This window comes from Cellulosimicrobium sp. RS (assembly GCF_046159675.1).
Taxonomy (GTDB): Bacteria; Actinomycetota; Actinomycetes; order Actinomycetales; family Cellulomonadaceae; genus Cellulosimicrobium; species Cellulosimicrobium funkei.
Genome location: NZ_JBJXVU010000003.1, coordinates 112,074 through 131,553 on the forward strand (window position 1 = coordinate 112,074; position 19,480 = coordinate 131,553).

The following is a 19,480-nucleotide window of genomic DNA, read 5'->3' on the forward strand; positions in this document are numbered from 1 at the left end:
CTCAGGCCTCCGGGGCGGTGGTCGGGGCGGACGTCGTGGTCGCGACGCGCGGGAGGCCGCCGGTCAGGGCGGGAGGCTCGGCGACGCCGTCCTCGCGCGCGGCGCGCTCGACCGCCGCGGCGACGAGCGTCGTCACCTCGGGGTTGAACACGCTCGGGATGATGTAGGTCGGGTTGAGCTGGTCCTCGTGGATCGCGGACGCGAGCGCGCGGGCGGCGGCGAGCAGCATCGCGTCGGTGATCCGGTGCGACCGCGCGTCGAGCAGGCCGCGGAACACGCCCGGGAACGCGAGCACGTTGTTGATCTGGTTCGCGAAGTCGGAGCGCCCGGTGCCGACGATGGCCGCGTGCTCCGCCGCCTCGACCGGGTCGACCTCGGGCCGCGGGTTCGCCATCGCGAACACGATGGCGTCGGGGGCCATGCGCGCGACGTCGTCGCCCGTGAGGACGTCCGGCGCGGAGACGCCGATGAACACGTCCGCGTCGACGACGGCCTCGCGCAGCGTGCCGGTGACGCGCCGCGGGTTCGTGTTGACCGCGGTCCACGCGAGGGACGGGGACAGGCCCGGGCGGCCCGGGTGCACGACGCCCTCGATGTCCGCGACGACGACGTCGTGCGCGCCCGCCGCGAGGAGCAGCTTGAGCACCGCGGTCCCGGCCGCGCCCGCGCCCGAGAGGACGATGCGCACGTCGGGCAGCTGCTTGCCCACGACCTTGAGCGCGTTGGTCAGCGCGGCGAGCGCCACGATGGCGGTGCCGTGCTGGTCGTCGTGGAACACGGGGATGTCGAGCTCGGCCCGCAGCCGCGCCTCGATCTCGAAGCACCGGGGGGCCGAGATGTCCTCGAGGTTGATGCCCGCGAACACGGGCGCGATCGCCTTCACCGTCCGCACGATCTCGTCGACGTCGGTCGTGTCGAGCGCGATGGGGAACGCGTCGATGTCCGCGAACCGCTTGAACAGGGCGGCCTTGCCCTCCATGACGGGCAGCGACGCGAGGGGGCCGATGTCGCCCAGCCCGAGCACGGCCGACCCGTCGGTGACCACCGCGATGGTGTTGCGCTTGATCGTCAGGCGGCGGGCGTCGTCGGGCTTGGCGGCGATGGCCTCGCACACGCGCGCGACGCCGGGCGTGTAGATCATCGACAGGTCGTCGCGGTTGCGGATCGGCACCTTGGACTCGATCTTCAGCTTGCCGCCCAGGTGCAGCAGGAACGTGCGGTCGGAGACGCGGTCCACGACGACGCCCGGGAGCGCGCGCAGCGCCTCGACGATCTGCCCGGCGTGCTCCTCGCCGCGCGTCGCGACCGTGACGTCGACCGTGATGCGCTCGTGGCCCGACGCCGTCACGTCCAGGGCGGTGACGATGCCCCCGGTGTGCTCGATCGCCGTCGTCAGCTCGCTCACGGCGGTGGGGCGGGCCTCGACCTGGAGGCGGGCGGTGATGGAGGAGGAGACACTCGGCGCTGACGTCATGGGCCCCAGTATCGCCCGGCCGGCGGGCCGCGACGCGGGAACGGGGCGCGTGAGCCCGGACACGACGACGGCGCCCTCGCGGACGCCGTGGTCGCCAGCGGCGGCGGTGAACAGGCGCGCTCGCTCCAAGTCGCTGCAACGGGTCGGGGGCCGTCGTGGCCTGGTCCGCTCCGGTCAGCGCGTCCTTCGGTGGACTGCCCTGCGCGTGGGTACCGCCGCGGTGCTGTTGTCCTTCCATCACAGCCCGCCGGGGCGGCGGGCGCAAGCGCTCCGGGGGTTCTTCCACACCGTGTTCTACCGGGGTTCGAACACGCCGGTGCGGTTGGTCCGGGAGGTCCGGATCGGGCCCTTCGGCGGTCGTCCGCGGGGGGCCGGACGGGCGGGTCAGCCGCGCGGGCAGCGACGCTGAAGAGGGTCAGCCGCGCGAGCGGCGGCGCCACGCCCGCCACGTGAGCCACCCGACGACGCCGAGCCCGACGAGGCCTGCGGCGGCGAGCACCGGCGTCGGCGCGGCGAGCTGCGAGCGCAGGGCGACGGGCCGCGAGAACGTCAGCGCGCCCCACCCGTGCTCGGCGGCGAGACGACGCAGCGTCCGGTCGGGGTTGACGACGAACGCGTGGCCGACGGCGCTCAGCATCGGCGCGTCCGTCACGGAGTCCGAGTACGCGTAGCTCGCCGCGAGGTCGTAGCCCTCGCGCTCCGCGAGCTCGCGTAGGGCGACGGCCTTGTTCTCGCCGTACGCGTAGAAGTCGATCGCGCCGGTGTAGCGACCGCCCTCGACGGCCATCCGGGACGAGATGGCGTGGTCGGCACCGAGCACCGCGGCGATGGGCTCCACCACCTCGCTCCCCGAGGCCGAGACGATGACGACGTCGTGCCCGTGCTCGTGGTGCGACTCGATGAGCTCGACCGCCTCCGCGTACACGACCGGGTCGATGTGCTCGTGGAGCGTCTCCTCGACGATGCGGGAGACGGTCGCGACGTCCCAGCCGGTCACGAGGTTCGACAGGTGCGCACGCATGCGCTCCGTCTGGTCCGCGTCGGCCCCGCCCACCATGAACAGGAAGTGCGCGTACGCGCTGCGCAGCACGTCCCCGCGGTTGATGAGCCCGCCCGCGAAGAACGGCCGCGAGAACGCCGCGGCCGACGACGTCGCGATGATCGTCTTGTCCAGGTCGAAGAACGCGGCGACCCGGCCGGCGCGCGGCGGGTCCGTCGGGTCCGGGAGCGGGGTCACGGTCGCGAGCCTAGCGGCGGAACGTGGCCGTCCCCAGGAGCGCTCGCCGACGGGCCCGTCCCCAGGACGGGTGACGGGCCGACGGCGGCCCGCGTCGCCGGGCCAGGGTGGTCCCCGGTCGACGGAGGGCGGGGGAGCGCGATGGACGGAGCGGTCGTGGCGGTGGTCGGTGCGCGCGGCGGGGCGGGGGCGAGCGTCGTCGCCGCGTCGTTGGCCCGGGCGGTCGCGCGGCGGCGCGCGCCGACGTGCCTGGTCGACCTCTCCCTCCTGGGCGGGGGCCTCGACGTCCTGCTCGGTGTCGAGCAGGACCCGGGCGTGCGCTGGCCGGACCTCGCCGACGCGCGGGGCAGGATCGACGGCGACGACCTCCTCGCGCGCCTGCCCCGCTGGGGCACCGTGCCGGTCGTCAGCACCGAGCGCGGCGGGGGCCCGGAGCAGGCGGCGCTCGCCGACGTCGTCGCCGCGCTCGCCGAGGCCACGGCGGCGAGGTCCGGGGTGCTCGTGCTCGACTCCGACCGCGCGGCCCTCGGGGCGGGCGCGGCCGGGGCGTCGCTGCTCGAGGCCTGCGACGAGGTGCTCCTCGTGACCCCGCTCGACGTCGCCGGGGTCGCGGGCGCCGCGGCGGTGCGCGACCGTCTGCCGGGCCGGGCCGCCCTCGTCGTGCGCGGCCCCGCTCCCGGTCGGCTCTCGCCGCCCGAGGTGGCCGCCGCCGTCGGGCTCGACGTCGCCGCCACCGCCGGGTGGGACCGTGCGCTCGCTGGCGCGGTCGAGCGGGGCCACGGACCGTGCGTCGGGCGCGGGCCGGTCGTCCGGGCCGGTCGCGAGCTCGCGGCGCGCTACCTCGGGCCCGCCCGGTGAGCGCGCGGGAGGCGCGTGCGCCGCGCGGCGGGCGTGGTCGGGACGGAGGTGTCGCGGACGGGGCGCAGCGCCGCGGGGAGGAGCCGCCGCGTGCCGAGCGCGGCCGGGTCGCCCTGCTCGACGGGGTCCGGGACCGCCTCGTGCGGTCGAGCGACGACCCAGGCGGCGCCACCGAGGTGCTCGGCGACGCGGCCGTCGCGGACGCGCTGCGGGCGTCGGGCCGGGTGCTCGGCACGACCGCGCTGCGCGAGCTGACCCGGACGGCCCACGCGGAGATCTTCGGGGCCGGGCCGCTCCAGCGGTACCTCGACGAGCCCGGCGTGACGGACGTGCTCGTCAACGGGCCCGACGACGTGTGGGTCGACCGCGGCGCCGGCCTCGAACGGGTCGAGGTCGCGCTCGGCGGCCCCGAGGCCGTGCGGGCGCTCGCGGTGCGCCTCGCCGCGGCGGGCGGGCAGCGGCTCGACGACGCGTCGCCCGTCGTCGACGCCCGCCTCCCGGACGGGACGCGCCTGCACGCCGTCGTCGCGCCCGTGTGCGCGACGGGGGCCGTCGTCTCGCTGCGCGTCCTGCGGACCCGGACGTTCCGGCTCGACGACCTCGTCGCGGGCGGCACCGTCCCGCACGCGTGGGAGCCGGTGCTGCGCGGACTCGTCGCGCGGCGCGCGAACGTCCTCGTCTCCGGCGGCACCGGCACCGGCAAGACGACGCTCCTCGCCGCCCTCCTCGCGCTCGTCCCGCCCGACGAGCGGGTCGTCTGCGTCGAGGAGGCGCGCGAGCTCGACCCGGACCATCCCCACGTCGTCCCGCTCACCGCGAGGCGGCCCAACGTCGAGGGCGCGGGCGGCGTGGACCTCGCCGACCTCGTGCGCGCCGCGCTGCGCATGCGGCCCGACCGCATCGTGCTGGGCGAGTGCCGCGGGCCTGAGGTCCGCGAGGTGCTCATGGCGCTCAACACGGGCCACGACGGGGGCCTCGCGACGATCCACGCCAACGACGTCGAGGTGGTCCCCGCCCGGCTGGAGGCGCTCGCGGCCCTCGCGGGGATGGACCGGGCCGCCGTCGCCGCGCAGGCCGCGGGCGGGCTCGACGTCGTGCTGCACCTGCGCCGCGTCCGCACGGCGGGCACGACCCGGCGCGTCCTCGCGCAGCTCGGCGTCGTGCGGCAGGACGAGCGCGGCGCCCTGCGCGTGGACGTCGCGGGGTCGTGGGACGGGACCGTCGTGCCGCCGGGCGGTGGGTCACCGGGCGGTGGCTCGCTGGGCGGCGGGTCGACGGCAGGCGGGTCGCCGGGCGCCGGGTCGCCGCGCGGCGGTTCGACGGGAGACGGGTCGCCGGGCGTGGCGGGGCCGGTCGCGGGACCGGCGTGGGACGAGCTCGTGGGGCGGTGGTCCGCATGACGCGACGACGTGCCGGGAGCCTCCGCGCCGGTGCGGCCCGGACGGTGCGCGGCGGGGGAGCGCGCGCATGACGGTCCTCGTGGGTCTGCTCGTCGGTACCGCGGTCTGGTGCGCCACGGCCCGGGGCGGTCGGTCGGCGCGCCAGGTCGTCGGTCGGTCGGCGTCGCGCGGCGTGCGGTGGTCCGTCCTGCGCCGCCCGGCCCGACCCCAGGCGGTGCCCGAGCTCGTGCGCGTCGTCGTGACGCAGGTCGGCGCGCTCCTGCGGTCCGGAGCCGCGCCGGGCGTCGCGTGGGGTCGTGCGGTCGGGGTCCGGGTCGACGGCGGGGGCGTCCCGCGGGTCGCGGACCTCGCGCCGCACGTCGGCGGCCCGGCGACGGCGCGTGCCCTCGTCGCGGCGTGCCGGCTGGCCGCGGAGCTCGGTGCGCCGCTGGCGACCGTGCTCGACGAGGTTGCCGTGTCCGTGGCCGCGGACGCCGAGGCGCGGGCCGAGCGGGAGGCGGCGCTCGCCGGACCGCGCGCGACCGCCCGCGTGCTGCTCTGGCTCCCGGTCGTCGGGGTGCTGCTCGGCTACGTGCTGGGCGCCGACCCGCTCGGCACGGCGACCGACGGCGGCCTCGGGACGGCAGGCGTGCTCCTCGGGGTCCTGCTGCTCGTCGCGGGCCGCACGTGGTCAGCTCGGCTCGTCGAGCGGGCGCGCACCGCAGGGGACGACCGGTGACCGCGCGGCGCGCGGCGCGGCCCGCCCGAGAAGGAGAGCACCGATGACCCTCGTCCTCGTGGCGCTCTGCGTCCTGGCGGGCGCGGCGCCGTGGTGGTCCGCGCGCACGGAGGCCGGACGGCGCGCCGTCGCCGTCGGGCGGGCAGCGCCCGCGCCGGGCGATCCCGGCGACGGCCCCGGCGGCCGACGGCGCCGGGGCGACGACCGCGAACCCGGCATCGAGACCGGGGTGCTCCTCGAGCTGCTCGCGGCCGCCGTCGGGTCGGGGGCGGCGATCCCGCGAGCGCTCGACGTCGTCGGGTCGTGCGTCGGTGGCCGCGACGGTGCGGGATTGCGCGCCGCCGGCGCGGCGCTCCTCCTCGGGGCGTCGTGGGACGGGGCCTGGGCGGGTGCACCGCCGCGGCTCGGGGTCGTGCAGCGCGCGCTGCGGCCCGCGTGGCTGCACGGCGCCGCTCCGGCGTCGTCGCTGCGGGCGGCGGCCGGGGCGTCGCGCCAGGACCGGACCGGGGCGGCCAAGGCTGCCGCGGCACGGCTCGCCGTGCACCTCGTGCTCCCGCTCGGTGCGTGCTTCCTGCCCGCGTTCGTGCTCGTCGGGCTGCTGCCGGTCCTCGTCTCCCTCGGGACGGGTCTGCTCTCCGGATAGGCGTCGGAGGTCCGGAGGCAGAGGCGGGCGTCGGTGTTGTTTTCGGGCCGGGGCCGGGGCCGGGGCCGGGGCCGGTGTCGAGTCGGGTCGCTACGGTGGCCGCATGGACCCGTCCCCTGTCTCCGATGTGCCTGCTGCGCTCCGGGACGACGCCTGGCGGGACGTCGGGAGCGGCGAGTCCTCGGCCCGCGTGCTCGTCAGCGCGGACGGCGCACGGCACGCCAAGGTCGTGGGCCCGGACCAGGCGGCCGACCTGGCGGACGAGCGGGACCGCGCGCTCTGGGCAGCTGAGCGCGGGATCGTCGTCCCCGAGGTGCTGGTGTGGGAGGACACGGGGGAGCAGGCCGTCCTCGTGACGCGCACGGTGCCGGGCGTGCCCGCCGACACGGTCCGCCCCGACCAGGTCGACCGCGCCTGGACGAGCGTCCTCGCGGCGGCGCGGGCCCTCCACGACCTCGCCGTGGCCGACTGCCCGTTCGACCGGAGCCTCGACGCCATGGTCGCCCTCGCCCGCGACGTGGTCGACGGCGGCCGCGTGCACCCGGAGTTCCTGCGGCCGGAGCAGGAGTCCCGTGACCCCGCGGACCTCCTCGCGGAACTCATCGCCGAGCTGCCGTGGCGGCGGGAGCAGCAGGCGACGGACCTCGTGGTCTGCCACGGCGACCTGTGCCTGCCCAACGTCCTGCTCGACCCCGAGACGCTGGAGCTCCGCGGGTTCGTCGACGTCGGGCGGCTCGGGGTCGCCGACCGGCACGCCGACCTCTCCCTCCTCCTGGCGAACGCCCAGGACACCTGGCCGGAGCACGCGCGTGCCCTGGAAGAGTCGATCGCGCCGCTCTACGGGTCCCCGGTCGACCCGGGCAGGCTCCGCTTCCACCTCGAGCTCGCCCCGCTCACCTGGGGCTGACCGCGCCCCGGTTGGCCGGGGTTGGTCTCTCGACCCGTCGACGGGGGTGCTGCTCGCGCGACCTGTCGACGGGGTGCTCCTCGGGCGACGGGTTGCCGGTGGCTCGACCTGTCGACCGGGTGCTGATCGTGCGACGGGGTGCCGGTGGCTCGACCCGTCGACCGGGTGCTGATCGTGCGACGGGGTGCCGGTGGCTCGACCCGTCGACCGGGTGCTGATCGTGCGACGGAGTGCTGGTGGCTCGGCCCGTCGACGCGGGCGGAGGGCGCGCTGCCGTGCACAGGTCGTCGTCTTGAGAGCCCCGTCCACCGACGCCCCGCGGTGGGGTGCGGCAGGGGTGCAGGTCCCGGCAGGGTCTCCCCGACCGCCCGCACGACGCGGGCCACACGAGGGGAGCCGGAGATGACACGACAGCCGCGACGCGCGTTCGCGCGCCTGACGGGGACGAGCACGGGGCAGGACGGCGAGGCGGGTCTCGCGACGGCTGAGTACGCCATCGCGACGGTCGCGGCGGCAGGCTTCGCCGGGCTGCTCATCGTCGTGCTGAAGAGCGGCGAGGTGCGCGAGATGCTGCTCGGCATCGTGCGCAGCGCGCTCTCGCTGGGCTGAGCCCGTGCGACGGGACGCCGGGGCGGAGAGCCGCCGGCCGAGGGGTCGGGTCCGTGAGGGCGGCGAGCGAGGTGCGGTCACGGCCGAGCTCGCGGTCGCCCTGCCCGCGGTCGTCCTGGTGCTCGTCGTGGTCCTCACCCTCGCCGCGGCGGCGGGCGCCCAGATGCGCTCCGCCGACGCGGCGAGGGCCGCCGCCCGGGCGGTGGCCATCGGTGAGGACGACGCGACCGTGCGCGCGACCGCGCTCCGGGTCGCCGGAGCCGGCGCGACGGTCGGCGTGCTGCGCGGCGACCCGTGGGTCGAGGTGCGCGTCACGACGCCCGTCGTGGGCGGGTGGCTCGCCGGGTCGCCGTTGCGCGCGAGCGGCGAGGCCGTCGCGTGGGCGGAGCCGTGACCGCGGCGCGGCCTCCGCGGGGACGGCGCACCGAGACCGAGACCGAGACCGGGTCCGGGACCAGGTCTGGCGCCGAGACTCGGGCCGGAAGCGGGATCGAGACCGCGATCGGGACCGAGACCGACGGCCGGCCAGGTGCGAGGCCGGGGGTGGCCGTCCACCTCGACGTCGAGCACGGAGCAGGCACGGTGCTCGTGCTCGGGGTCGTCGCGGCGGTCCTCGTCCTGGCGCTCGCGCTCGCCGGGCTCGCGCAGGCGCAGGCGGCGCGTGGCACCGCGCAGACCGGAGCTGACCTCGCGGCGCTCGCGGCGGCGACGGCAGTCCGCGACGGGTGGGAACCCTGCGGCCGGGCGCGCGAGGCCGCTGCGCGCAACCGGGCCGTGGTCGTCGCGTGCACGGAGCAGGGCGCCGGGGTCGTCCGGGTGGATGCCGAGTCGAGCGCCGGCGTGACGTTCCTCGGCGTCACGTTCGGCCGCGCGACCGCCGCCGCCCGCGCCGGCCCGGCGAGCGCGCGATGAGCGACCGCCACCGGCAGGGGCAGCGGTCCGTCGGGCGGCGCGAGCGTTGTGACCGGCGGGCGCGATCCTTTGTGGGACGGGTGCCGTCAACGACCGGACGGTACTCGTCCTCGACCCTGTGGACGTGCCGTGCCCTATCGCGGGAGACCTGCGGTCCGCTCCGCGGCATCGGCATCGGCATCGGCCTCGGCCTCGGCCTCGGTCGCGGCGGCCGGGGCGTGCGCCAGCACGGCGTCGAGCAGCCGGACGGCGGCGGCCTTCTCGAGCGGGGCGTTGTACGACCCGCACTTGGGCGACTGCACGCACGCCGGGCAGCCGTCGTGGCACGGGCAGCGGGCGATGGCGTCGCGCGTCGCGCGGAGCCAGGTCGCGCCGAGCTCGAACCCGCGCTCGGCGAAGCCGGCCCCGCCGGGGTAGGCGTCGTGGACGAACACCGTGGCCTCGCCGGTGTCGGCGTGCAGCGCGGTCGACACCCCGCCGAGGTCCCAGCGGTCGCACGTCGCGAGGAGGGGAAGCAGACCGATCGACGCGTGCTCGGCGGCGTGCAGCGCGCCGGGCAGCTCGTCGGCGTCGACGCCCGCCTCCTCGATCACGGAGGCGGGGACGGTCCACCAGACGGCCATCGTCGGCAGCGTGCGCTCGGGAAGGTCGAGGGTCTCCGTGCCGAGGACCTGCATGTCGAGGAGGCGGCGGCGCTGGAAGCTCACCACCTGGGAGCACACGTCGACCGGGCCGTAGCCCCAGCCGACCGGACCCCAGCTGCGCTCGACGACCTCGCGGCCCGTCGCGACGTCCCCGTCCGTGGGCTCGTCGACGATCGTGATGGACGTGGTCGACCGGGACCAGGTGCCGTGGTCGACGTCCTGCCGTCGCACGAGCGCGACGTGGTCCGCGAGGTCGAGGTGCTCGACGACGTAGGTGCGGCCCTGGTGGACGTACACCGCGCCGTCGTGCACCGAGCCGTCCGCGGAGGCGGCGTCGACGGTCCCGAGCAGCCGACCGGTGCGCGCCTCGGCGACCCGGACGGGCGCGCCGCCGGAGCCGCGCAGGTCGGTCATGCCCGACGCGGGCTGCGCGTGCGTCCAGTACCAGCCGGAGGCCCGGCGCCGCAGGGCGCCGCGCGCGACGAGCACGTCGAGGAGGCCGCGCACGACGTCGGGCGTGCCGAACGCGGCGAGGTCCTCGGACCGCAGGGGCACCTCCGCCGCCGCGGCGCACAGGTGCGGCGCGAGGACGTAGGGGTTCGCGGGGTCGAACACGGTCGCCTCGAGCGGTACGTCGAACACCGCCTCGGGGTGGTGCACGAGGAACGTGTCGAGCGGGTCCTCGCGTGCCACGAACGCGACGAGGCCGTCGGCGCCCGCCCTCCCGGCGCGGCCCGCCTGCTGCCAGACCGACATGCGGGTGCCGGGCCAGCCGGCGATGAGGACGGCGTCGAGCCCCGAGATGTCGACGCCCAGCTCGAGCGCGTTGGTCGTCGCGAGGCCGAGCACGTCGCCGGTGCGCACCGCGTCCTCGAGCTCACGCCTCTCCTCGGGCAGGTAGCCGCCGCGGTACGCGGCGACGCGGCGCACGAGCCGGGGGTCGACGACGCGCACGCTGTCCTGCGTCTGGACCGCGACGGACTCCGCGCCGCGGCGAGAGCGCGTGAACGCGAGCGTGCGGGCGCCCGCGATGACGAGGTCGGCGAGCAGGTCGGCCGTCTCGGCGGTGGCGCTGCGGCGCGGGTGCTCCGGCCCCTCGGCGGGCGTCGCGACCGCCGGGTCGTCGTCGTGACCCTCCGCGGGACCGTCGTCCGCGGACGCCTCGAAGCCCACCACGACGGGCGGCTCCCACAGGGCGAACGTCTTGCGCCCCGCGGGGGAGGTGTCGCGCGCGACGGTCACGACGTCGTCGGGCTCGACCCCGACGAGCCGCGCCGCGCTCGTCGCCGGGTCGGCGGTCGTCGCCGACGCGACGACGAACGTCGGCGGCGGGTCGCCCTCGCGCGCGTAGTGCGCCGCGAGCCGGCGCAGGCGCCGCAGGACGAGGGAGACGTGCGCGCCGAACACCCCCCGGTAGGCGTGTCCCTCGTCCACGACGACGTACCGCAGGTCTCGCAGCAGCCGCGTCCAGCCGCGGTGGTGCGGCAGGAGCGCGAAGTGCAGGAAGTCCGGGTTGGTGAGCACGACGTCGGCGTGCTCGCGCACCCACCGGCGCTCGTCCTGCCCGGTGTCGCCGTCGCACGTCGCGACCCGGACGTCGCGCGTCCCGGCGGCGTCGAGGAGGCGCTGGAGCCCGGAGAGCTGGTCGGCTGCGAGCGCCTTCGTGGGCGAGAGGTAGAGCACGGCACCACGGCGCGCGACCGACTCGATGCGACCGGGGTCGAGCACGCGCGCCGCGGCGTCGGCGCGCACGGCCGTGAGCGCCGGGAGCCAGAACGCGAGCGACTTGCCGGAGCCTGTGGAGGTCGCGAGCGCGACGTGCCGGCCCGACCACGCGGCGTCGGCCGCCTCGACCTGGTGCTCCCAGGGGCGCTCCACGCCGAGCGCCCGGTACCCGGCGACGAGCGACGCGTCGGCCCACGCGGGCCACTCGCCCTGGGTGCCGGGGCGCGCGGGCAGCTCGCGCACGTGCCGCAGCCGCTCGTCCCGCCGCCCACCCGCGCGCAGCACGTCGAGCAGCGTCGCGCTCGTCGGTCGCGGGGAGGTGGTGGGGGCGTGCAGCACGTCTCCGAGTGTCCCACCTCGGGCCCACGCTTCGGCCGAGAGGCGCCGTGCTCGGGACCTCCGGCCCTCGCGCGGGGCGGGGCGCACGGCCGACGATCGACGCATGGCAGCGTGGCGTGGGGTCCGGGTCCTGACGACGACGGCGCTCGCCGCCGGGGCGCTCCTGCTCACCCGGCGCATGACCCAGACGTGGGGCACCTGGGAGGGCGAGCACGAGTGCGTGCTCCCCGGCGACGACCTCGTCCCCGACGCGCGCGCCGTCGTCGCGACGCGGGCCGTGACGGTCGACGCGCCGCCGGCCGACGTCTGGCCGTGGCTCGTCCAGCTCGGCCAGGGCCGCGGCGGCTTCTACTCCTACGACGCGCTCGAGAACCTCGTCGGCCTGGGCATCCGCAGCGCGGACGCGATCGAGGAGCGCTGGCAGGGCCTCGCTGTGGGCGACGACGTCCACCTGGCCGACGAGGCCGTCCTGCGGGTGGCTGCGCTCGAGCCGGGCTCGCACCTCGTGCTGCTCGGCGCGCCGGGCCCCGGGCAGCCGGACACGATGCCGTTCCGGTTCTCGTGGGCGTTCGTCGTGCGACCGCTCCCGCCGGGGGCGGACGGCACCCCGCGGTCGCGCCTGCTCGTCCGCGAGCGGTACGTGCCGCTGGGCGCCGCGGGCCGCGCGGTCGTCGAGGCGGTGCAGCCGGTGAGCTTCCTCATGACGCAGAAGATGCTGCGCGGCGTCCGCGACCGCGCCGAGCGCCCCTGACGGGCGCCCCTGACGGGCGCGACCAGGCGATCGCGGCTGCCCGACCAGGCGATCTTGGTCCGTCCCGCGCCCAGGACGAACCAGAACCGCCTGCTCGGCCGGCGGGGTGGGCCCGGACCTCAGCCTTGGAAGATCTTGAGCACCGCACGCGAGAGGTACCACGGGTCCACGACGGCGGTGAGCTCGCGCGCGGAGTGCATCGAGAGGATGGGGACACCCACGTCGACCGTGCGGATGCCGAGGCGGGTCGCGGTGAGCGGTCCGATGGTCGAGCCGCACGGCACGGTGTTCTTCGAGACGAACTCCTGGCTCGGCACCCCGGCCCGGGCGCAGGCGCGCGCCCATGCCGCGGCGCCGTGCGCGTCGGTCGTGTAGCGCTGGTTCGCGTTGATCTTGAGGATCGGACCGCCGCCTGCGAGGGGCCGGTTCGCGGGGTCGTGCCGCTCCGGGTAGTTCGGGTGCACCGAGTGGCCGACGTCGCTCGACACGCACAGCGACCCCGCGAGCTGGCGGTGCCGCTCCTCGTCGGTCGCGCCGAGGCCGGCCGCGACCCGGGCGAGCACGTCCGCGAGGAACGGGCCGGACGCGCCGGAGCGCGACTCGGACCCGATCTCCTCGTGGTCGAACGCGGCGAGCACGGGGATCGCGGCGCCCTCGACGGGCCGGTCGGGCGTGCCCGCGACCTCGAGCAGCGCGACGAGACCGGCGTGCACCGACAGCAGGTTGTCGAGGCGCCCGGACGCGAGGAACGCGCCGTGCGCACCGAACACGCGGGGCGACTGGGTGTCGGCGACCACGACGTCGTACCCGGCGACCTCGCTCGCCCGCACGCCCGCGTGGTGCGCGAGCTCGGCGAGCACGTCCCCGCCGCTCGTCCCGTGCGGCGCGCCCGCGACGTCGGACCCGGCCGGTCCGGACGCCGACGCGAGCCCCCACACGGGCTGCGTGTGCTGCTGCTTGTCGAGCGTGAGCCCGTCGTTCGCGGCGCGGTCGAGGTGGATCGCGAGCTGCGGGATGCGCAGCAGGGGGCCCGTGCGCACGAGGTGCTCCTCGCCGTCGGCCGTGACGAGGCGACCGGCGAGCTCGAGCTCGCGGTCGAGCCACGAGTTGAGCAGCGGGCCGCCGTAGATCTCCACGCCCGCCTGCCACCAGCCCTCGCGGCCGACGCTCGGGCGCGGCTTGAGCTTGAAGCCGGGCGAGTCGGTGTGGGCGCCGAGGATCGCGAACGGCGTGGTCGCCGTCGCGCCCGCGGGCACGGCCCAGGCGATCACCGCGCCGTCGCGCACGACGACGTACCGCCCGCCCGCGGGCCCGTCACCCTCGGTCACCGACGGCCACGCTGCGGTCTCGTCCAGGCGCTCGAAGCCGACGGCCTCGAGCCGGCGCGCGACCTCGTGCGCCGCGTGGTACGACGACGGGGACGCCTCGACGAACGTCGCGAGGTCGTGCGCGTGGGCGAGGGCGCGGTCGTGGAGGGTCGGGTCGGTCACGGGGGTGCTGGGCGTCGACACAGGCTCCACCCTACGCACGCCCAGGAGCGCTCCGTAGGGTGGTCGCGCACCGCGAGAGAGGGAGTCCGCATGACCTGGGTCGTCCTGCCGGGCCTCGCGCTCACGCCCGAGGACTTCGCCCCGCTCGCACGTGCACTCGGCACCGCGTCCGGCACCGACGACGTCCGGGTCCTCGACGCGTGGCGCGTGCCCGTGACGGGACCGGTCGACGTGGTGCGGGAGGGTCTCGGCGTCGGCGGGTCGCGGCCCGTGGACCTCGTCGGGCACTCCGTCGGCGGGCTCACCGCGATCGAGTGGGCGCTGCGGCACCCGGACGAGGTCCGCCGGCTCGTGCTCCTCGACCCGACGAGCCCGTGGGAGGCCCATCTCCCGGCCCTGCACACGGGGCGGGTCACGGCCCGGGCCGGCACCGCGGCGGCGGGCGTGCTCGCGAGCGGCCTCGCCGTGACGGGCGCGACCCTGCGCCGCGTGGGCGTCCGGGTCGTCACGCGCGCCCCGGACCGCCTCCCGCACGACGTCGCGCGCGCCCGCTACGGCTCGCGCGAGGCGTGGACACTGCTCGCCCACCAGTGGTTCGCGAGCTGGGAGCAGGCGCCGCGGGTGCGCGACCTGCTCGACGACGGCCGCCGTCTGCCCGCGGGCGCCGAGCCGCTGCTCGTCACCGGCCTGCGGGCGAGCGCCCGGTTCCTGCGCGCGCAGCGCGAGCTGTCGGACCGGCTCGGGGTGCCGCGCGTCGGGCTCGCGGGGGAGGGCCACCTCTACCCGCTCACCCGGCCCGACGCCGTCGCGCGCCTCGCCACGGACCTCGCCCCGGACGCCGGCGGAGCGACCGCGCGACCGCCGGGCTGACAGGGCCCGGGGCGCCGTCACCGGGTGCGCTCGTGACGTCCTGCACGAGTGGTCGTGACGTACGACACACGTGCGTAGACTCACCCCCATCGCTCCGGCAGGGGACCGGCGCGACGGTCGCGCGGTTCGTCAAGGAGGACGGATGCTCACGCTCGGTACGGAAAGTCTCACCATCGTCGCGGTCATCGCGGCGATCGCCCTCGTGGCCCTCGCCTTCGCGGTCGTGCTGCGCAGACAGGTCCTCGCCGCGGACGAGGGCACGGCGAAGATGCAGGACATCGCCCAGGCGGTGCAGGAGGGCGCCGGCGCGTACCTGAGCCGCCAGTTCCGCACGCTCGCGCTGTTCGCGGCGATCGTCTTCGGCCTCCTGTTCCTGCTGCCGGGCGACGGCGGCATCCGCGTGGGGCGCTCGGTCGCGTTCCTCGTGGGCGCCGGGTTCTCGGCGGCGATCGGCTACCTCGGGATGTGGCTCGCGGTGCGCGCGAACGTGCGCGTCGCGTCGGCCGCGACCCGGCCGGGCGGGCGCTCGGAGGGCGCGCGCATCGCGTTCCGGACGGGCGGCGTCGTCGGCATGTCGGTCGTCGGCCTCGGCCTGCTCGGCGCCGCGGGCGTCGTGCTCGTCTACAAGGGCGACGCCCCGGCGGTGCTCGAGGGCTTCGGGTTCGGCGCGGCGCTGCTCGCGATGTTCATGCGCGTCGGCGGCGGCATCTTCACCAAGGCGGCGGACGTCGGCGCGGACCTCGTCGGCAAGGTCGAGCAGGGCATCCCCGAGGACGACCCGCGCAACGCCGCCACCATCGCGGACAACGTGGGCGACAACGTCGGCGACTGCGCGGGCATGGCGGCCGACCTGTTCGAGTCGTACGCGGTGACGCTCGTCGCGGCGCTCATCCTCGGCAAGGCGGCGATGGGCGAGGAGGGCCTCGTGTTCCCGCTCGTCGTGACGGCCCTGGGCGCGCTCGTCGCGGTGCTCGGCGTGTTCATCACGCGCGTGCGCGGCCAGGAGAACGGCCTCAAGGCCATCTACCGCGGGTTCTACCTCTCGGCGCTCATCGGCGCGGTGCTCGCCGCCGTCGCCGCGTTCGTCTACCTGCCGTCGTCGTTCGCCGCGCTCGACGGCACGGCCGACCTCGGCGACCTGTCCGGGATCGCGGCCGACCCGCGCGTCGTCGCGAGCCTCGCCGTCGTCATCGGGATCGTCCTCGCGGGCATCATCCTGTGGATCACGGGCTACTTCACCGGCACGACGTCGAAGCCCACCCTGCACGTGGCGGCCACCTCGCGCACGGGCGCGGCGACGGTCGTGCTGTCGGGCATCGGGGTCGGGTTCGAGTCGGCCGTGTACACGGCGGGCGTGATCGCCGCGGCGATCTGCGGTCTGTTCCTGCTCGCGGGCGGGTCGGTGTGGCTCGCGCTGTTCCTCGTCGCCCTCGCCGGGTGCGGGCTGCTGACGACGGTCGGCGTCATCGTCGCGATGGACACGTTCGGCCCCGTCTCGGACAACGCCCAGGGCATCTACGAGATGTCGGTCGGCGAGTCCGGCGACGGCGAGGCGGAGGCCGCGCAGATCCTCACGGACCTCGACGCGGTGGGCAACACGACGAAGGCGATCACCAAGGGCATCGCGATCACGACGGCCGTCCTCGCGGCGACGGCCCTGTTCGGGTCGTACGCCGACGCCGTGAGCCACGCGCTCGCGGACGTGCAGGGCGTCGGGAGCGGTCTCGTCACGGCGATGCTCGACTACCAGATCATCTCGCCGATCACGCTCGTGGGCGTGATCCTCGGCGCCGCGACCGTGTTCCTCTTCTCGGGCCTCGCGATCGACGCGGTGACGCGCGCGGCCGGGGCGATCGTGTTCGAGGTGCGCCGCCAGTTCCGCGAGCACCCCGGGATCATGACGTTCCAGGAGCGCCCCGAGTACGGCCGGGTCGTCGACATCTGCACGCGCGACTCGCTGCGCGAGCTCGCGACCCCCGGTCTGCTCGCCGCGTTCGCGCCCATCGCCGTCGGCTTCGGCCTGGGCGTCGGGCCGCTGGCCGGCTTCCTCGCGGGCGCGATCGGCGCGGGCGTGCTCATGGCCGTGTTCCTCGCCAACTCGGGCGGCGCGTGGGACAACGCGAAGAAGATCGTCGAGGACGGCGCGTACGGGGGCAAGGGCTCGGAGGCGCACGCCGCGACCGTCATCGGCGACACGGTCGGCGACCCGTTCAAGGACACCGCCGGCCCGGCGATCAACCCCCTCATCAAGGTGATGAACCTCGTGTCGGTGCTCATCGCGCCCGCGGTCGTGCTCATGAGCGTGCCCGAGGACGCGAACCACGTCCTGCGCATCGCGATCGCGGTCGTCGCGGCGGCCATCGCGTTCGGCGCGGTGATCATGTCGCGGCTGCGTGCGGCGCGCGTCGACCGCGAGGAGTCCGCCGTCGAGCGGGAGCGCGTCGCGACGGGCGCCTGACGCCCGGCCACCGCAGACGACGGAGGGCGCCCGGGTCGACCCGGGCGCCCTCCGTCGTGCGCGGGACTAGCCCGCGACGGTGAACGACGCGCGCAGGAGCGCGTCCTCGCGCGAGGACGGCCCGACGCGCAGCTCGAACTCGCCCGGCTCGACGACGCGGCGCCCATGCGCGTCGACGAGCGTGCAGTCCGCCACGGGCACCTCGAGGCCGACGGTCGCCGACTCGCCCGGCGCGAGGTCCACCTTGCGGTAGGCCTTGAGCTCCTTCTCGGCCCACGTCACCGACGTGACGGTGTCGCTCACGTAGACCTGGACGGTCTCGCGCACCGGGCGCGACCCGGTGTTCGTCAGCGTGACCTCGGCGCGCACGACGTCGTCGGGCCCGTGCTCCGTGCCGAGCACCCGCAGGTCGGCGTACTCGACGGTGGTGTAGCTCAGGCCCTCGCCGAACGCGAACGCGGGGCTTTGCGTGAGGTCGGCGTAGCGGACGCCGTGCTGGCCGCGGACCACGTTGTAGTAGGTCGGCTGCTGGCCCGCGTGGCGCGCGAACGAGATCGGGAGCCGGCCCTCGGGCTCGATCAGCCCGAGCACGAGCTCGGCGACGGCCTGGCCGCCGCGCATCCCGGGGTTGGCCGCCCAGACGACCGCCGCCGCCGCGTGCGCCGACGGCGGCAGGACGAGCGGCTTCGACGCGACGACGACCACGACCACGGGGGTGCCGGTGGCGACGAGGGCGTCGAGCAGCGCGACCTGGCCGCCGACGAGCTCGAGCGTCGCGGTCGAGCGCCCCTCGCCCACGAGCTCGATGCGGTCGCCCACCACGGCGACGGCGAGGTCGGCGTCGCGCGCGGCGGCGACGGCCTCGGCGATCAGCGCGTCGTCGGGCGCCGCCGGGACGACGACCTGCGGCCGCGGCTGCCCGTCGGGGAACAGCTCGCCCTCCGGGTCGGGCGCGAGCGTGAGGATGTCGGCGCCGCGCGCGTGGGTCACGGCCCAGCCCTCCGGGGCGAGCGCGCGGAAGCCGTCGAGCACGGTCGTCGTCATCTCGCGCGGGTGGCCGTCCGGCAGCCAGTCGGCCTGGCCCGACGCGCCCGCCCAGTCGCCGAGCTGCGTGTGGTCGTCGTCCGCGTTCGGGCCGACGACGGCGATCGTCCGGGCGGGCGCCCCGGCCGGGGCGAGGGCCCGGCCGTCGGGCGTGCCGGCGGCACGGTCGAGCCCGCCCGCGAACGGGAGGGTGCCGTCGTTGGTGAGGAGCACGAGGGAGCGGCGCGCGACCTCGAGGTTCACCGCGGCGTGCTCGGCCGACGCGATGACCGCCTGCTGGCGCGCGACGTCCGGCCGCCGCGGGTCCTCGAACAGGCCGAGGCGGAACTTGAGCGTGAGGATGCGCCGGACGGCGGCGTCGATCGCGGCCTCCTCGACGAGGCCGCGGTCCACCGCCTCGAGCGCGCCCTCGAAGAAGCGCGGCGTCGTCATGACCATGTCGTTGCCGGCGCGCACGGCCGCGGCGGACGCGTGCACGTAGTCGGGCTGGATGTGCTGCTCCCAGACCATGCGGCCCACGTTGTCCCAGTCGGTGACGAGCGTGCCGGTGTAGCCCCACTCGCCGCGCAGGACGTCGTCGAGCAGCCAGCCGTTCACGGTGACGGGCACGCCGTCCATGGACTGGTAGCCGAGCATGAACGTGGCGCAGCCCTCGCGCGCGACCCGCTCGAACGGGGGCAGGAACCAGGACCGGAGCTTGCGCTGCGAGATGTCGGCCTCGCTCGCGTCGCGCCCGCCCTGCGTCTCGGAGTAGCCCGCGAAGTGCTTCGCCGTGGCGAGGATGCCCGTCGGGTCGGACAGCCCGTCGCCCTGGTAGCCGCGGACCATCGCGGACGCGAGCTCGCCGATGAGGAACGGGTCCTCGCCGAACGTCTCGTCGACGCGGCCCCAGCGCAGGTCGCGCGCGATGCAGAGCACGGGGGAGAAGGTCCAGTGGACGCCGGTCGCGGCGACCTCGACCGCGGTCGCGTGCGCGACCTGCTCCACGAGCGCGGGGTCCCACGTCGCGGCCATGCCGAGCTGGGTGGGGAAGATCGTCGCGCCGACCCAGAACGAGTGGCCGTGGATGCAGTCCTCGGCGAGCAGCAGGGGGATGCGCAGCCGCGTCCGCCCGGTGAGCTCGTGCGCGGCGAGGACGTTCTCCGGCGAGGTGTGCAGCAGCGAGCCCGCGTGCTTCTCGAGCACCGCGGGCCCGACGCCGTCGCGCGCGTCGAGCTGGAGCATCTGGCCGACCTTCTCGGGCAGCGTCATGCGGGCGAGGAGGTCCTCGACGCGGTCGGCCACGGGCACGGCGGGGTCGAGGTAGGGCAGGGTGCTCACGGACGGTCCTTCCACGGCGGCAGCGACGGCGCCCGGTGGCGCCGCGGGTGCGTGCGGGTCGGCGGACCGGGCGTCGCCACT

The 19,480-nt window shown here is 76.5% G+C and carries 16 protein-coding genes; 11 read left to right on the forward strand and 5 right to left on the reverse strand.

The features are described from left to right. Position 1 precedes the first annotated feature (1 nt). Positions 2–1,474 (reverse strand): NAD-dependent malic enzyme, encoded by a 1,473-nt coding sequence (locus tag ACI769_RS06135; protein WP_082774168.1) that lies wholly within the window; start codon positions 1,472–1,474, stop codon positions 2–4. Between the two features lie 415 nt (positions 1,475–1,889). After that, entirely contained in the window at positions 1,890–2,711 is an 822-nt protein-coding gene (locus ACI769_RS06140; RefSeq protein WP_409141337.1) for an HAD family hydrolase, read from the reverse strand. A gap of 141 nt (positions 2,712–2,852) precedes the next feature. On the opposite strand from ACI769_RS06140, the gene ssd reads away from it, so the two are divergent. The 8 genes from ssd to ACI769_RS06180 all read left to right on the forward strand — a co-directional run bounded on the left by ssd (position 2,853) and on the right by ACI769_RS06180 (position 8,758). Next, positions 2,853–3,569 (forward strand): septum site-determining protein Ssd, encoded by a 717-nt coding sequence (gene ssd / locus ACI769_RS06145; protein WP_409141338.1) that lies wholly within the window; start codon positions 2,853–2,855, stop codon positions 3,567–3,569. A 140-nt stretch (positions 3,570–3,709) separates the two neighbouring features. After that, positions 3,710–4,969 (forward strand): TadA family conjugal transfer-associated ATPase, encoded by a 1,260-nt coding sequence (locus tag ACI769_RS06150; RefSeq protein WP_409141427.1) that lies wholly within the window; start codon positions 3,710–3,712, stop codon positions 4,967–4,969. Between the two features lie 67 nt (positions 4,970–5,036). After that, on the forward strand, positions 5,037–5,687 hold the full coding sequence (locus ACI769_RS06155) for a hypothetical protein (protein WP_043660460.1): 651 nt from the start codon (positions 5,037–5,039) through the stop codon (positions 5,685–5,687). Positions 5,688–5,730: 43 nt separating this feature from the next. Then, positions 5,731–6,330, forward strand: a complete 600-nt coding sequence (locus ACI769_RS06160; protein ID WP_409141339.1) for a secretion system protein — start codon at positions 5,731–5,733, stop codon at positions 6,328–6,330. A gap of 103 nt (positions 6,331–6,433) precedes the next feature. Continuing rightward, positions 6,434–7,237, forward strand: a complete 804-nt coding sequence (locus ACI769_RS06165; protein ID WP_409141340.1) for a phosphotransferase — start codon at positions 6,434–6,436, stop codon at positions 7,235–7,237. 402 nt (positions 7,238–7,639) lie between these two features. Next, a complete protein-coding gene (locus ACI769_RS06170; protein WP_043655695.1) occupies positions 7,640–7,846 on the forward strand; it encodes a DUF4244 domain-containing protein in 207 nt (68 codons plus the stop codon). Between the two features lie 4 nt (positions 7,847–7,850). Beyond that, on the forward strand, positions 7,851–8,240 hold the full coding sequence (locus ACI769_RS06175; RefSeq protein WP_409141341.1) for a TadE family type IV pilus minor pilin: 390 nt from the start codon (positions 7,851–7,853) through the stop codon (positions 8,238–8,240). A 149-nt stretch (positions 8,241–8,389) separates the two neighbouring features. After that, positions 8,390–8,758 (forward strand): Rv3654c family TadE-like protein, encoded by a 369-nt coding sequence (locus ACI769_RS06180; protein WP_137279700.1) that lies wholly within the window; start codon positions 8,390–8,392, stop codon positions 8,756–8,758. A 134-nt stretch (positions 8,759–8,892) separates the two neighbouring features. On the opposite strand, the gene ACI769_RS06185 is transcribed toward ACI769_RS06180, so the two are convergent. Further along, positions 8,893–11,466, reverse strand: coding sequence for a DEAD/DEAH box helicase (locus ACI769_RS06185; protein ID WP_409141342.1), 2,574 nt, complete (start codon positions 11,464–11,466; stop codon positions 8,893–8,895). Positions 11,467–11,569: 103 nt separating this feature from the next. On the opposite strand from ACI769_RS06185, the gene ACI769_RS06190 reads away from it, so the two are divergent. After that, a complete protein-coding gene (locus tag ACI769_RS06190; protein WP_043655704.1) occupies positions 11,570–12,217 on the forward strand; it encodes a hypothetical protein in 648 nt (215 codons plus the stop codon). 119 nt (positions 12,218–12,336) lie between these two features. On the opposite strand, the gene ACI769_RS06195 is transcribed toward ACI769_RS06190, so the two are convergent. Continuing rightward, positions 12,337–13,728, reverse strand: a complete 1,392-nt coding sequence (locus ACI769_RS06195; RefSeq protein WP_409141343.1) for a M18 family aminopeptidase — start codon at positions 13,726–13,728, stop codon at positions 12,337–12,339. A 69-nt stretch (positions 13,729–13,797) separates the two neighbouring features. Here ACI769_RS06195 and ACI769_RS06200 point away from each other — a divergent pair, with 69 nt between their 5' ends. Further along, a complete protein-coding gene (locus ACI769_RS06200) occupies positions 13,798–14,577 on the forward strand; it encodes an alpha/beta fold hydrolase (protein ID WP_085386542.1) in 780 nt (259 codons plus the stop codon). Positions 14,578–14,719: 142 nt separating this feature from the next. Next, positions 14,720–17,035 carry a sodium-translocating pyrophosphatase gene (locus ACI769_RS06205; RefSeq protein WP_043655710.1) on the forward strand — a complete coding sequence of 772 codons (2,316 nt, stop codon included), beginning with the start codon at positions 14,720–14,722 and terminating at the stop codon, positions 17,033–17,035. Positions 17,036–17,101: 66 nt separating this feature from the next. On the opposite strand, the gene ACI769_RS06210 is transcribed toward ACI769_RS06205, so the two are convergent. Then, on the reverse strand, positions 17,102–19,399 hold the full coding sequence (locus ACI769_RS06210) for a glycoside hydrolase family 3 N-terminal domain-containing protein (RefSeq protein ID WP_396049380.1): 2,298 nt from the start codon (positions 19,397–19,399) through the stop codon (positions 17,102–17,104). Positions 19,400–19,480: the final 81 nt, after the last annotated feature.

Coding starts and splice junctions, on each gene's coding strand:
- ACI769_RS06135 (WP_082774168.1), bottom strand. CDS start 1,474: ATGACGTCAGCGCCGAGTGTCTCCTCCTCCATCACCGCCCGCCTCCAG.
- ssd (WP_409141338.1), top strand. CDS start 2,853: ATGGACGGAGCGGTCGTGGCGGTGGTCGGTGCGCGCGGCGGGGCGGGG.
- ACI769_RS06155 (WP_043660460.1), top strand. CDS start 5,037: ATGACGGTCCTCGTGGGTCTGCTCGTCGGTACCGCGGTCTGGTGCGCC.
- ACI769_RS06160 (WP_409141339.1), top strand. CDS start 5,731: ATGACCCTCGTCCTCGTGGCGCTCTGCGTCCTGGCGGGCGCGGCGCCG.
- ACI769_RS06165 (WP_409141340.1), top strand. CDS start 6,434: ATGGACCCGTCCCCTGTCTCCGATGTGCCTGCTGCGCTCCGGGACGAC.
- ACI769_RS06170 (WP_043655695.1), top strand. CDS start 7,640: ATGACACGACAGCCGCGACGCGCGTTCGCGCGCCTGACGGGGACGAGC.
- ACI769_RS06190 (WP_043655704.1), top strand. CDS start 11,570: ATGGCAGCGTGGCGTGGGGTCCGGGTCCTGACGACGACGGCGCTCGCC.
- ACI769_RS06200 (WP_085386542.1), top strand. CDS start 13,798: ATGACCTGGGTCGTCCTGCCGGGCCTCGCGCTCACGCCCGAGGACTTC.
- ACI769_RS06205 (WP_043655710.1), top strand. CDS start 14,720: ATGCTCACGCTCGGTACGGAAAGTCTCACCATCGTCGCGGTCATCGCG.